General features: G+C 69.0%; 17 protein-coding genes and 1 pseudogene. 13 read left to right on the top strand and 5 right to left on the bottom strand.

Annotated elements, in window-relative coordinates; all coding sequences use genetic code 11:
* Positions 1-171 precede the first annotated feature (171 nt).
* Complete coding sequence (locus D473_RS23955) at positions 172-747, top strand: helix-turn-helix domain-containing protein (RefSeq protein ID WP_017607236.1); 576 nt, start codon at positions 172-174, stop codon at positions 745-747.
* Between the two features lie 13 nt (positions 748-760).
* Here the strand turns inward: D473_RS23955 and D473_RS0101020 are convergent, their stop codons facing one another.
* On the bottom strand, positions 761-1,552 hold the full coding sequence (locus D473_RS0101020; protein WP_017607235.1) for a VOC family protein: 792 nt from the start codon (positions 1,550-1,552) through the stop codon (positions 761-763).
* A 199-nt stretch (positions 1,553-1,751) separates the two neighbouring features.
* Here D473_RS0101020 and D473_RS0101015 point away from each other — a divergent pair, with 199 nt between their 5' ends.
* The 7 genes from D473_RS0101015 to D473_RS0100985 all read left to right on the top strand — a co-directional run bounded on the left by D473_RS0101015 (position 1,752) and on the right by D473_RS0100985 (position 6,695).
* Positions 1,752-2,294 carry an RNA polymerase sigma factor gene (locus D473_RS0101015; RefSeq protein WP_017607234.1) on the top strand — a complete coding sequence of 181 codons (543 nt, stop codon included), beginning with the start codon at positions 1,752-1,754 and terminating at the stop codon, positions 2,292-2,294.
* A 1-nt stretch (position 2,295) separates the two neighbouring features.
* Entirely contained in the window at positions 2,296-3,216 is a 921-nt protein-coding gene (locus D473_RS0101010; RefSeq protein ID WP_017607233.1) for a hypothetical protein, read from the top strand.
* Between the two features lie 11 nt (positions 3,217-3,227).
* Positions 3,228-3,989, top strand: a complete 762-nt coding sequence (locus D473_RS23950; RefSeq protein WP_017607232.1) for an ABC transporter ATP-binding protein — start codon at positions 3,228-3,230, stop codon at positions 3,987-3,989.
* A gap of 78 nt (positions 3,990-4,067) precedes the next feature.
* Positions 4,068-4,886 carry an ABC transporter permease gene (locus tag D473_RS0101000; protein WP_017607231.1) on the top strand — a complete coding sequence of 273 codons (819 nt, stop codon included), beginning with the start codon at positions 4,068-4,070 and terminating at the stop codon, positions 4,884-4,886.
* Positions 4,886-5,608 carry an ABC transporter ATP-binding protein gene (locus D473_RS0100995; RefSeq protein WP_017607230.1) on the top strand — a complete coding sequence of 241 codons (723 nt, stop codon included), beginning with the start codon at positions 4,886-4,888 and terminating at the stop codon, positions 5,606-5,608. Before D473_RS0101000 ends, D473_RS0100995 begins: the two co-directional genes overlap by 1 nt.
* Before the next feature lie 157 nt (positions 5,609-5,765).
* Entirely contained in the window at positions 5,766-5,972 is a 207-nt protein-coding gene (locus tag D473_RS0100990) for a hypothetical protein (RefSeq protein ID WP_017607229.1), read from the top strand.
* Between the two features lie 135 nt (positions 5,973-6,107).
* Positions 6,108-6,695, top strand: coding sequence for an acyl-CoA-like ligand-binding transcription factor (locus D473_RS0100985; RefSeq protein ID WP_017607228.1), 588 nt, complete (start codon positions 6,108-6,110; stop codon positions 6,693-6,695).
* A gap of 11 nt (positions 6,696-6,706) precedes the next feature.
* Here the strand turns inward: D473_RS0100985 and D473_RS0100980 are convergent, their stop codons facing one another.
* From D473_RS0100980 to D473_RS0100970, 3 genes are read right to left on the bottom strand one after another with little or no spacing between them, the layout of a single operon-like run.
* A complete protein-coding gene (locus D473_RS0100980; RefSeq protein WP_241474690.1) occupies positions 6,707-6,919 on the bottom strand; it encodes a hypothetical protein in 213 nt (70 codons plus the stop codon).
* 5 nt (positions 6,920-6,924) lie between these two features.
* Positions 6,925-7,281, bottom strand: coding sequence for a hypothetical protein (locus D473_RS0100975; RefSeq protein WP_017607226.1), 357 nt, complete (start codon positions 7,279-7,281; stop codon positions 6,925-6,927).
* Entirely contained in the window at positions 7,278-7,478 is a 201-nt protein-coding gene (locus D473_RS0100970; RefSeq protein ID WP_017607225.1) for a hypothetical protein, read from the bottom strand. The genes D473_RS0100975 and D473_RS0100970 overlap by 4 nt, the downstream gene beginning before the upstream one ends.
* A 174-nt stretch (positions 7,479-7,652) precedes the next feature.
* Here D473_RS0100970 and D473_RS0100965 point away from each other — a divergent pair, with 174 nt between their 5' ends.
* The 5 genes and pseudogenes from D473_RS0100965 (at position 7,653) to cas6e (ending at position 10,152) form a co-directional block, all read left to right on the top strand.
* Complete coding sequence (locus D473_RS0100965; RefSeq protein ID WP_017607224.1) at positions 7,653-8,504, top strand: helix-turn-helix domain-containing protein; 852 nt, start codon at positions 7,653-7,655, stop codon at positions 8,502-8,504.
* Positions 8,505-8,516: 12 nt separating this feature from the next.
* Positions 8,517-8,705: a DUF397 domain-containing protein gene (locus D473_RS0100960; RefSeq protein WP_017607223.1), complete on the top strand. Its 189-nt coding sequence runs from the start codon at positions 8,517-8,519 to the stop codon at positions 8,703-8,705.
* Between the two features lie 234 nt (positions 8,706-8,939).
* Positions 8,940-9,074 (top strand): annotated as a pseudogene (locus D473_RS28610) (transcriptional regulator); the annotation flags it as partial.
* The gene (locus D473_RS0100955) at positions 9,071-9,265 is read left to right on the top strand and encodes a DUF397 domain-containing protein (protein WP_017607221.1); all 195 of its coding nucleotides are present in this window, start codon (positions 9,071-9,073) and stop codon (positions 9,263-9,265) included. The pseudogene D473_RS28610 and the gene D473_RS0100955, both read left to right, overlap by 4 nt.
* 674 nt (positions 9,266-9,939) lie before the next feature.
* Positions 9,940-10,152, top strand: coding sequence for a type I-E CRISPR-associated protein Cas6/Cse3/CasE (cas6e, locus tag D473_RS0100950; RefSeq protein WP_017607220.1), 213 nt, complete (start codon positions 9,940-9,942; stop codon positions 10,150-10,152).
* A 61-nt stretch (positions 10,153-10,213) separates the two neighbouring features.
* On the opposite strand, the gene D473_RS0100945 is transcribed toward cas6e, so the two are convergent.
* A complete protein-coding gene (locus D473_RS0100945; protein WP_017607219.1) occupies positions 10,214-12,562 on the bottom strand; it encodes a penicillin acylase family protein in 2,349 nt (782 codons plus the stop codon).
* Positions 12,563-12,693: the final 131 nt, after the last annotated feature.

Raw genomic sequence — 12,693 nt, 5'->3', positions numbered from 1 at the left:
CGATGCGCCTGCCCGAGGTGACCGAGAAACCCTGTTACGGCACGCCCGCGTTCTACCCGTCTTGTCCGAGAGTGCTCCGGTCTTCAGGCCGGGACGGTCTGCCACTGTCCGGTCCGGGCTTTTTTCTGGTTTTCCTGCGCGCACATCGACCCTGGTCGTACGGTTGTTCGCATGCAGCTTCGTTTCCAGTACCGTCTCTACCCGGACCCGGGTCAGCGCGTCGCGCTGGCCCGCTTGTTCGGGTGTGTGCGGGTGGTCTACAACGACGCGCTGGAACGCACCAGGCCGATCAAGGCCGCCAACAAGCTGCTCGGGAGCCCCAAGCACCGGATCGCCGAGGGCCCCTATGTGCGGGTGCCCAAGAGCGCCGAGTTGTCCAAGGCGTTGATCACCGGGGCGAAGAAGACCCCCGAGCGGGCCTGGCTCTCACAGGTGTCGGCGGTCCCGCTCCAACAGGTGCTGCGGGATGTGGACCGGGCCTGGAAAGCGCACGAGGACTCCAAGACCGGTCAACGCAAGGGGCCGAAAGTGGGTGTGCCCCGCTTCAAGTCGCGCCGCGAGGCGCGTAGCGCCACCCGCCCCTCAAGGGCGGGTTGCAATCCCCGTCGTTCACGACAGGGAGGACGTCAATTCACCACCGGCCACTACGCGGAGCACGCCTCCGTCCTCGTGCGCCTGCACCGGGTCGCCGGCGACGAACTCGCCGAACTCCTCGCCGAGGCCTGGGACGCCCGCGCGCCCCGGTGAGCCCGGGGAGGACTCACTCCGGGCTCGGGGCGAGCAGCACGAACCCTGCGGAGAAGGGGTCCGCGCACACCGCGAGCCGGCCCACCCCGGGTGTGCTCTCCGGCCCCACGTACACCTGCCCGCCGGCCTCGGTGACCGCCGAAGAGGCCCGGTCGCAGTCGGTGACATGGAAGACCGGGTGCCAGTCGGCGGCGCCCTCGGTCGCGGGCAGGTGCGCCGGGTCCACACCCATGATCCCGCCGAAGTAGCGGTCCTCGCCGGCCTCGTGCGGGCGCACGGTCGTGTACACGGTGTCCTCGTCCAGACGGATGTCGTTGAACCCCCACTCGAACAAGCGTCCGTAGAAGTCCTTCGCGCCCTGCGCGGAGGGGGTCCACAGCTCCGTCCACATGAGGGTTCCGGGTACGTCGGTGCGTTCCATCCCCGCGAAGCTCGCAGGCTGCCACAGGGAGAACCCGCCGCCCTGCGGGTCGGCGAGGTAGGCCATGTGCCCCAGGCCCATGACGTCCATCGGCTCGACCATGACGGAGGCGCCGAGTTCCTGCGCGCTGCGCACCGTCGCACGGACGTCACCGGTGTTGAAATAGATCTCCCAGGCCACCGGCTGGTCGTCGGCCATGAGCGGTCCGGCCCCGCCGATGACAGCGCCGTCCGAGCGCAACATGCGGTACCCGCCGGGGTCGGGGCCCGCGGACCCCGGATCCCACCCGAGCACCCGGTGGTAGGAGTCCAGGGCGGCGTCGACGTCGCTGGTGCTGAGTGCGACCCAGCTCGGTGGTCCCTCGAGGTAGTGCGTGGTGAGCATCGTGTTCCTTCCTTCCGGCGTCGGACACGAGTGTGCTCCCGGCACCGACATTGCGGGGTTCGCTCCGGCAAAGGTTCGACAAGCGCCCTTGGCCCGCCGCGGTCCCTCGGAACACACGGTTCCGGACCACGGAGCATCCGACCCCTGCGCCACGGGTGAGTAGGATCCCCTGGATCGGGGCCGGCGACGGGAGGTGGACATGGAGAGCGACAGCGAGCTGCTCGCGCGCACCGCCTCCGGGGACGAACATGGGCTGAGGCTCCTGTACGAACGGCACGCCGCGGCCGTGCTGCGGCTGCTGCGGCGGCTGACGTCCGACCCGGGGGTGGCCGAGGAGATCCTGCAGGAGACCTGGATCGCCGTGTGGACTTCGGCGTACCGTTTCCGGGGGGACTCCTCGGTGCGGGCCTGGCTCCTCGGGGTCGCCCGGCGTCAGGCACACAACCGGCTGCGCCGACAGCGCCCCTCGACCGTCGAGTTCGACGCGGCCCCCGAACCCGTGGACGAGACGGCCGACGTCGAGGGGGAGGTCCTGGCCGCGGCCGGGCGGGATGAGATCGTCGCGGCGATCGGACGGCTCCCGCGGACACACCGCGACGTCGTCGTGCTCGCCCTGGTCGAGGAGCTCCCCTATGCCGACATCGCCGAGGTCGTGGGGGTTCCGGTGGGAACGGTCAAGAGCCGCATGGCCAAGGCGCGACGGGTGCTGGCCGCGGAACTTCCGGGGGAGTGGGTGAGCTGACATGGAGCACTTGGACGACGAGGCGGTCACCAGGGCCGGCACGCACGAGGGCCGGGCGGCCCTGCCCGAGGCGGCACGGGCACACCTGGACACGTGTGTCCTCTGCGAGCAGCGGGTGTTGGGCACCGAACGGCTCGCATCCGTCCTGCGCGAGGAGGAGCCGGACCCCGCCGTCCCGTCCTTCGACACGTTCATCGCCCCGCACCTGACACCGGAGCGGGCCCCCGAGCCCGCTCCGGCCCCTGCACCGGAACCGGAACCCGTTCCGGTGCCCGCGCCCAGGGTCACGGCCGGCCGCGCGGCACACCTGGCCCTCGCGGTGACCTGGAGGCAGGTCCGCCTGGTCCCGCCCGTGCTGTCGTCGGCCGTCGTCGCCGGTTTCGCCGTGCTGGCCCTCGCCCTCGCCCTGGTCCCGAGCCGACCTGCGGAACCCTACGTCGAAGCCGTCACCGTCGGACTGGTCACGATCGCCGGCGTGGTGGCGTGCGACCCACGGCGCGATCCCCGGCGGGAAGCGTTCCACGCCATGCTCGTTCCCCCGTTGGCGGTGTGGTTCGCACGCCTGGTCCTGGTCCTCGGGGCCGTGCTCGTGCTGGCCGTCGCGGTCTCGGCGCTGGCCGGTGCGGTGCCCGGAGGACGTCCGTTCCCGGAGCTGGTGGGTTCCTGGCTCCCGCCGTCCCTGCTCGGGGCGGCCCTGACCGTCTTCGGGACCGTGTGGCGTTCACCGGCCGTGGGACTCGTGCTCGGGGGAGTGTCTTGGGCGATGGCCCTGGCGGTGTTCCGGTGGAACACGGCCACGGGCGTGTTCGGGGCGGTCGCCGCGCCCTTGTGGGCCGACCTCACGGCCTCGGTGACCGTCGCGGCCCTGGTGTTCGCCGGTGCCGCCTGGCTGGTCACCCGCCCCGGCCGGAGCGTGGGCTGAGGGGACCGAGCATGCGTATCACCGCGAGAGAGGTCCGGTACCGCTACCGGGGCACGACCGCGTTGGCGGGCGTCGACCTCCACGTCCACGGCGGCGTGTTCGGCCTCCTCGGACCCAACGGCGCCGGGAAGACCACACTCCTCCGGCTCATCACGGGTCTCCTGCGCCCGCGCGGCGGCCCCCTCCTCGTCGGCGGACACGACATGGGCACCATCGGCGGTCGGCGGGCCGTGCGTCGCCTGGTCGGTTACCTTCCGGAGGACCCGGGCCTGTACGCGCACCTCACCGTACGGAAGAACCTGGATCACGCCGCCCTGCTGAAGGGCGATCCCCACGCGCGTTCCCGGAACAGGCGGGCGGGGCAGGTGATGGACCGGCTGGATCTGACCGCGCACGCCCGGACCCGGGCCGGGGAACTCTCCGTCGGTGGGCGGCAGCGTGCCGGTCTCGCGCAGGCGCTGATCGGCGGGCCGCCGCTGCTCGTACTGGACGAACCGACCTCGGCGCTGGACCCGGTCCACCGGCACCGGTTCCGGGAACTCCTCCGCGACCTCGCCCGGGACACCACCGTGGTGCTGTCCACCCATGTCCTGGACGACGTCGCCCGTGTCTGCGACCGGGTCGGCCTGCTCGACGCAGGAACAGTGGCCTTCACCGGGACCGCGGCCCAGCTCGCGCGGGCGGCGCCGGACGGGCAGGACCTCGAACAGGGATACGCCGCGCTGCTGGGCCACGCACCCGCCCCGGATCAAAATTCGCGTCCCGAACCGTGAACCGCTTCGCCCCCTCGGCGCTACGTACTACGCGAAGAGCCACCGGAGACCCGGTGGACACCGATGCGAGGAGGGGCGATGACGAGGCAGCCACCGGGTACGGCCGACCGTGCGGAGGAGGCGGTGCCAGGTGCCGTGGACGCACCCTCGTGGACCACGGTGTTCGGCACCGAACTCCTGAGGCTCCGCCGGGGGTTCCCGTTCTGGTACAGCATCCTCATGCCCGCGGCCCTGATCCTGCCCCTGGGGATCATCACCGTGTTCTCCCCGGAAGCGCAGGCGGGGAGGGCCTGGCAGACCTGGCTCCAGGTCGTGCTCATGTTCTGGGGTGTACTCCTGCCGATGAGCGCCGCCCTCTACGCCGGGGTCGCCGAGCGCCAGGACGACGACGCGCGCCGCCTGCTGTACACCTACGCCTTCTCCCGGGGCCGTCTGCTCATCGGCAAGTTCCTGGCGCTGACCGCACTGAGCCTGGCGTCCTCGATCCTGCTCGTCCTCCTGCTCACCCTGATGGGTGCGGGCTTCGGAAGGATGCAGGACCTCCCGACGATCGTGGCGGGCGCACTGCTGCCGTGGGCGGCCTTCCTCGGATCACTCGCCCTGTGCCTGCTCATCGCCAACGTCTGGGGCTTCACGGCCACGATGTGCACCGGTGTGGCCGGGATGATGTTCGGCGCGCTGCTCGCGGACAAGGTGGTGTGGTGGGTGATCCCGCTTGCCTGGCCCATGCGCATGGTCGTTCCCCTCGCCGGGATCGAGGCCTCCGGTGTCCCGCTGCCCGACGAGCATCCCCTGCACGACCTGACGGTCCTCCCGGCCGGGGCGGGCCTGTCCCTCGCCCTCGCCGCGGTCCTGCTCGCCGTCGGTGCCCGTTACGTGAACCGGAAGGAACTGTGATGGCCGAGGCGCTGCGAGTGTCGGGTGTGGAGAAGACCTTGGGAAGGCGGCATCCCGCGTTGCGGGGCGTGGATCTGACCGTGCGGACCGGCGAGGTCTACGGGCTGCTCGGACCGAACGGTGCGGGCAAGACCACGTTGATGAAGACGATCGCGGGTCTGTTGCGGTTGGACTCGGGACGGATTTCCGTGTTCGACCGGCCGCTGTCGAGGGATACCCGCCGCGGACTGGGGACCCTGATCGACGGTCCGGGACTGTGGCCCCGGATGAACGCGGCCGAGCACGTCCGTGTGCACACCAGGCTCCGGGGCGTGCCCGAGGAATGGGGACACGAGGCGTTGAGCACCGTCGGCATGGCCGACCTCGCCGACCGCCGGGTCTCCGCCTGCTCCCTGGGTATGCGGTGGCGCCTGGGAATCGCGTTGGCCCTGGTCAGCAGACCGCAGTTGCTGGTGCTGGACGAACCCACCAACGGCCTGGACCCGCTCGGTATGCGGGACATGCGCGAGCTTCTGCGCCGGCTCGCCGGGGAGGGGACGACCGTCTTCGTCTCCAGCCACCAGTTGGACCAGATCGCCCGGATCTGCGACCGCGTCGGTGTCCTGGTCGCCGGTACCACCCACTACGAGGGGCCGCTGGAGGGCCTGGCCAACGGCGGCGACCTGGAGGAGGGCTTCCTCGACCTCGTGGCGGCGGGGGCGGACAGCAGCACACCCACGTGACCACGGTGAGGGGCGGCGGGGCGGCCATCCGCCGCCCCTCACCGTGGCCCGCCCGTTCTGAGGACCGCGGAGCCGAGGCCGGGGCCGGGGAGGGCCCCACCCGCCATAGGCTGGACGGCATGTCTGATCTCGCGCTCGGGAAGCGGGGTGGCCTCCGGTGAGGAACGCCGCCACCATCGTGTCCTTCCTCGTCTTCGTCATCGCCTTCGTCGCCACCCGCGATTTCACGCGGACCTTCCTGGCCTCCTGGGTGGCCCTGGAAGGCCTGGCGCTCTGGATCGCTTCCTTCGTCTCCTCGGTCCTGCTGGCCGCTCTCGCCGCCGGGCTCGTGCTCCAGATCTTCCGGTTCTTCGACCGCGACTGACCCGTGCGCGGACGAACCCCGGTGCCCGCTCGCCGCACGTCGATGCGCACTCGCACCGCGTGCCCCGCAGATCCGTCATGACCGGTTCTGTCCCACCGATTCCCCGGGCACCCGCCCGTGCGCCATGATGTGCGCATGGGTTTGCGAGAGCGGAAGAAGGCGGCCACCCGTGCCGCGATCCGGCACCAGGCTCTGGAACTCATCCGTGAGCAGGGATACGAGGCGACCACCACCGGACAGATCGCCGCGGCCGCGGACGTCTCGGAGAGCACCTTCTTCCGGTACTTCCCCACGAAGGAGGAGGCCGTCCGCACCGATGACGTGCTCGCCCGTGTTCACGGCCACTTCCTCGACGAACCCGAGAGCGTGCCCCTCACCGACGCCTTGCGGGCGGGGTTGCGTCGTGCTTACGCGGAGATGAGCGGCGCCGACCGGGACGAGGACCTGCAACGGCGCCGGCTCATGTTCACCGTGCCCGAGCTCCGGTCGTCCCTGATCGAACGGCATGCCACCGGGATCGGTGAGCTCGCCGAGGCCGCCGCCGAACGCACCGGGCGTTCGGCCACGGACCTCGACGTGCGGGCGTGGGCGGGCGCGTGCATCGGGGCGCTGCTGTCGGTCTCGCTCGCCGTCGCCGAGGAGGGCGAGGGCGAACCCGCGGACTTCCCCGATCTCCTCGACAGTGCCCTCGCGCGGGTCCAGGGCGGTTCCTTCGGCCTCTGACCCCGGAGTTTTCACGGGCCTGACGCGTCGGTCGCGGTTTCCTGCTCCTGGGCTTGGTCGGATCGGCGGCCCTCCCGGGCTTGGCGGGCCTGGCGACGCTTCTCCATGAGGCGGTCCTGTTCCCGTAGCGCGCGGCGTTCTTCGCGGTTGAGCGGCCGGTTCTCGGGGTCGGTCTCGTCGTAGTTCTTCGCCGTGCGCGGGTTCTCCTTCTGCGGGCGTTGCATCGCGTTCACCTGGTCTCGTTCCTCGGCGCGGGCACGATGGGCGCCCTCGGTGCCGGTGTCCTCGGTTCGGGTGCCTGAGTGAGCTGCTCCTCGAGTCGGTCCGGTGTGGGGGCGCTCTCGACCTGGGTGCGGTGGCCGGGTCGGCGGTAGGTGGTGGCGATCCAGGTGCGGCCGGTGTAGACGATGTGCCACCGGTGTCCCCACCTGGTGCGCAGGCGGTCCAGGGTCTCGTGTTCGGTCTCCCAGGCCTGTCCGGTCAGGTCCTGGTGCAGGCCCTCGTGGCGGGTGATGCGCACGCACAGGCGGGCATCGCCCTCCAGGGTCGTGCGGGCGCCGCATTCGGACAGGTCGCGCCACTTCATGCGGCCCCCTGTGCGAGGTAGCGGCGCACCGCCAGGGCCAGCGGGGCGAGGTCCCCGGCGGGGTCGGACACGTAGGTGCGCACCCGGTTCGCACGGCGCGGGCGGCGCTTGTGGGGAGAGCGGCGCTCGCGGAGGTTCGCCTCTGCACGTCGGCGCACGTGCTCGAGCTCGGACAAGGACAGGTAGCGAGGCGCCATGGGCGCACACCTCCTGGGTCAGGTCCGGGTGAGTGACCCCGGATGGACTAGGTACGCTCCATCTAAAACTGTGATTCACCGTTTTTCAAGTCTGGGTTGTGAATCGGTCAACGTGAAGGCGGGAAAGTGAAACGGACATTGGTCCCAAGACGTCCGCGGTCATACGATCGACGCATGCCCGATCCCACTGGTGACTTCAGCCCGACCATCCGGCGCCGCAGGCTCTCTGAGGAGCTGAAACAACTCCGCTCCACAGCCGGCCTCACGCTGGAGCAAGCGGCGAAGAAGCTCGAATGGAGCAGGGCCAAAATCGCCAACATCGAGACCGGAAAGCGGCTTCGTCCCTACGTCACCGACATCGGTCTCCTGCTCGACATCTACGGAGTGACTGACCCCGAGCGACGGGAGGCCCTGTTCGAGCTGACGAGGCAGTCGCGTGTCAAGGGTTGGTGGACGCGGTACAGCGACTTCGCGGGGGCCTACTTCGGCTTCGAGGCTGAGGCGTCATCCATTGCGACCTATCAAGTGGGAGCCATCCCCGGGTTGCTGCAGACCTCCGATTACGCGGTCGCGTCCTCACAGGCATCACTCACACCGACGAACGACATCGAACGCGTCGTGGACGCCCGAAAACGGCGTCAGCGCATCCTCGACCAAAAGAAGCCACCGCGCCTGTGGGCCATCATTGACGAGGCGGCCCTCGCCCGGCCGGCCACAGCGGCCGAGCCAGAGGTGATGCGCAAGCAGATCCGGCATCTGGTCGAGGCCGCTGAGCGGCCGAACATCGCTGTGCAGGTCCTCCCGTTCTCCACCGGCCTGCACGCCGGAACCGGTGGCCCCTTCGTGCTTCTCGACTTCCCCGATCCCATAGACCGGCCCGTCGTCTATCTCGAGACCAGACACCAAGGGCTCTACCTGGAGACACCGGAACAGATTGCAGATTACCGCGATGTCTTGGGCCATCTTCAGGACACGGCTCTGTCACCGGCGGAGTCCGCAGCACACTTGGACCGACTCATTGACTAGGAGCACCCTGACGTGCACCGAACCCACACCCACCTGAACTTCCACAAGAGCAGTTACAGCACCACGGCGCAGGAGTGCGTCGAGGTCGCTGAGTTCTTCGAGGGTGCGGCTGTCCGAGACACCCAGCACCGGGAGCTGGGGCACCTGGCCTTCCCGACCGCAGAGTGGCACGCGTTGCTCGGCGCGGCCAGCCGCAAGTAACCCGCAACAGTGAAGGCCTCCGGTCCAGAACCGGAGGCCTTCACTGTGCTTACCTAAGCATCCCAGGAGGAGCTTACCTGTCCGAAGCTCCCTCGTGGAAGGGTCGCGACGCTGCGGGTGCAGGTCCTTCCAGAAGAGGCGGGGCCGCACGCAGGGATGGACGATTCCTTCGTGATCCTGGATTTCGCCTCCGATCCCTCAGCGGTGTAAGTCGAGCAGGCCGGCGGAGATGGCCTACTCATCGAAGATGCGGAGCAGCTCAGGACTTACGAGACTGTCCTCGATCAGGTCCGGACCTCGGCGCTGAGTGTCGAACAGTCACTGGCATGGTTGACGGGGCGGCTCGACCAGATCGATCAGGGGGCATGATGCTCACCAGCGAATCCCACGTCAACTTCCACAAGAGCAGTTACTCCAGCGCCAAGGGGCAGGACTGCGTCGAGTTCGCGGAATTTGCGACCGGAGCTGCTGTGCGTGACACTCAGAATCGGGAACTTGGGCCCCTCAGCTTTCCACCCCTGGAGTGGACAGCCCTGCTCCGCTCGGCCACCGGCCAGTAGGGCAGGAGTGCATCTTGAGAAGTCCAGGACCTGTAGAGGGTCGACTGAATTCGATGGCGAAAAGTTCAGGGATGCACCCGAACATGCTTTCCGCTCTCCACTGAAAGAGGTCAGCGCCTGTATGGGCATAACCCCTGATGCGCAGGATCGATTCGGGTGAGAAAATCTGTCATAGTTCTCCTCGCCCTTTTGTTGATGCTCGTGCTGTTTATTTTTTGTCGATCTGACTCCATAGTTCCGATTAATCGCTCTCATGATGCAGGTGATTTCACGCTCAGGGTCCTTGAATATGGCCCGATTGAGTCTAATGGCAATCTTTATTCATGGGAGTTGGTGGTCAACAATCAGGTGGGGGAGGAAGTTGATTTAAGGGTCGATGCGTCCTGTAGGTCCGGATTTTTTCCATGGGGTGACCGTCAGGAACCTGTCACTCTCAATGACAATAAAACCCAACTCCCTCCATTCGAGGCAAGAGGTTGGCGCATGACGTGCCCAAGGGAGCATGGCCGTATGCACGTAATAACTGTCACTGTCCTCCCGGATGGGAAGCGGCAGCCCTCTGAAATCCACTTCTATGCAAATGACCAGAATTAAGTTCTGTGCATGAGGTCGAGTGCCGTGGGTGGGTTCTCGACCTCTGACCGAACCTCGCGCTGATTGCCGGTGGCAGTGCCATGGCGGTCGACGTGGTCCCCCTGCCGCCCGCGATCGGCTACAAGGGTTCGTCCTCGCGGCGGAACAAGATCACCGTCTCGCCCGCGCAGTTCGACGGACGCTTGGTGGTGACCGACGCAGAGGCCTTCGCCGAGGCGGTCCGGATGGGGATCGGGCGTGCGAAGGCCTACGGGTGCGGGTTGGTGAGTCTGGCGCCCGTCCCTTTCGTGTGACCCGGATGTCCTGAAGACCGAACCGGGGCGGGGCCGCGCGCGCCGCGGCCCCGCCGCCGGGTCAGCCCTGCGGGATCAGGGCGACCGTGTGCTGGGTGTCGGCCTCGACCGCGTCCTCGCTGTACAGGAGCGGGACGTAATCGCCCTCGCGCCACGGGTCGACGTGGTCGCCGTAGTGCGGGCTGTCCGGGTCGCCGGATTGCCCGGGTGCGTTGACCGCCAGGGAGGAGTCCCATTCCCCGACGTCGAGGACCATCCGGAAGGACGCCCCGGCGTTGTGCCGGTACTCGGCCGGGTCCATCCCGGAACGGTTCACCGTGTGTGTGGACCCCTGGCGCTCGAACGGCCCCAGGTCATCACCGACCGGGCTCTCGAACACGGTGTGCTGCAGGTCGCCCCACCGCCACTGCGACGGGTCGGTGCCCAAAGACCCGGACACGTCCTCGAACGCCGCGGCCAGGGAATCGGTGAGGACCTGGTCCCGCACCGCCTCGGCGTCGCCGCCGATCCACTCGCCGGGGTGGTGCAGCGCGTCCAGGAGCGCGCCAGCGTCCTGGGTGTGTTCGGTGAAGGAGGCCAGCTCGGGCGAGACCGCCTCGTAGAACGCCGGACCCAGGTGGCGGTGGAACCAGGTCTGGTACAGGGCCGCCTGCGCGGAATCCACCGGGTGGTCGCCGTCCCAGCCCTCCAGGAGCTCGGCCGCCTCGCGGGCCGGTCCTTCGGCGTCCAGGCCCTCGAGCAGGGGCAGCGCCTCGCGGACGGTCAGGTCCACGACGTCGTTCTGCAGCTCCGCGGAACCCTCCATGGTGGCGGGCCCATCGCTGTCCAGCACTTCGGTGATGCGGTCCTGGCGGTAACCCGGGGCCCACTCGTAGCCCAGGCCCAGGTCCTCGGGCAGGTTGTACTCGTTGGCGGTGGAGAAGAACCCCTCGTCGGGGTTGTGCACGGACGGCAGGTCCTCCATGAACCCGTCCCACTCGTGGGTGCCGTCCCCGGGTACGGGCAGCAGACCGTCGCCCTCGCCGCGTTCGGGGACCAGGCCGGCCGCGGCCCACCCGATGTCGCCGTTGACGTCGGCGTAGGTGTAGTTCATGGGCGGGCCGCCCCACCCCTCCAGGACCGAACGGAACTCGTCGAAGTCCTCGGCGTACATCAGTTCCAGGCTGTTGAAGTAGGCGGTCGTTCCGGGTTCGGTCCAGGTGGTGCGCACGGCGTAGGCGGTGTCGCTCTCCTCGTCCTGGGCGACGACGGGACCGTGGCGGGTGAAGCGCAGCTCCACCTCCTCGGTCGAACCGTCGGGCAGGGCCACCTCCTCGGTGACCACCTCCATCTCCTCCCACGCGCCGTCGTGGCGGTAGCGGGTGGGGTCGTCGGGATCCACGTCGTAGAAGACCAGGTCCTGTTGGTCGGCGGACAGGAACGTGAGCCCGTACGCGGCCGTCCCGTTGTGCCCCATCGCCACACCCGGCAGGAACGGCTCACCCGCGCCGACCACGTCGACCTCCGGTGAGAACAGGTGGACGACGTAGCGCAGGGAGGGCGCCGTCACGGGCCGGTGCGGGTCGCCGGCCAGGATCGGCCGGTCGGTGTCGGTGAGGTCGGGGGAGAGGGTCCAGCTGTTGCTGCCCTCGTCCCCGTTGGTGGTCAGGGGGACCTCCTCCTCGGCGGCCATGGGCAGGCGCGCCTGCTCCTCGTCGTCGAAGGTCACGTCGCCGGTGGCGAGCCTGTAGGTGTCCAGGACGTCGCCGGGCACCGAACACGGGTCCAGGCCCTCGGGCAGGGAGGTCGTGTGCTCGGGTTCCATGCCCAGCAGCAGGTCGGCGTTGCCGAGCTCGTCGTCGCAGGCCACCCGGGTGCGGGTGAGTTCACTCGCGAGGTTCCCGCTGAGGGTGTGCGTGCGGATGCGGACGACGTCCTCGGGCTCCCAGCGGGCCGGGTCGTAGCCGAGCTCGTCGAACTCGGGAGGCCTGTGCTCGGGGTGCTCCGCCAACCAGTCGACGTAGGCGTTGATGCCCTCGGCGAAGCGTGTGGCGGCGGTGCGGGACTCGGGTCCGTAGCTGTCCCACTCCTCGTCCATGTCGCCCCGGTACGAGAACAGGCGCGCGGCACGGTCGCGTTCCACGAAGTCCGGGCCCAGGACCTCGGAGAGCTCGCCCAGCCCTTGACGGCGGTGCAGGTCGATCTGGAAGAGCCGGTCGCGGGCGGCGTTGACCCCCTGGGCGTAGAAGAGGTCCTCGTTGTCGTCGGCGGTGATGTGCGGGATCCCGGCGGAGTCGACGGCGATGGTCGCCTCGCCGTTCAGGCCGGGCAGGTGGAGTTCGTCGCGTTCGGCGGCGGTGGCGCCGGCCCCGGCCAGGGGCACACCGATGATCGTGGCCGAGACCAGGGCTGTGATGCTGCGTCTGCGCATACTGCGTCCTTGCATCGGGGGAGGAGCGGATCGGAGGGACGCGGACGGAGGAACCCTACAATGGGCGATCCGTCGGTGACGAGACGTGTTGACGCGAGGATGTGCGTGTCGCTCTCATGACCTGCGACGGC

Origin of the sequence: Nocardiopsis xinjiangensis YIM 90004 (assembly GCF_000341145.1) — a bacterium.
GTDB classification, from domain to species: Bacteria; Actinomycetota; Actinomycetes; order Streptosporangiales; family Streptosporangiaceae; genus Nocardiopsis; species Nocardiopsis xinjiangensis.
Note: the sequence above shows the minus strand (reverse complement) of the source record. Positions and strands in the feature narration are given on the sequence as shown.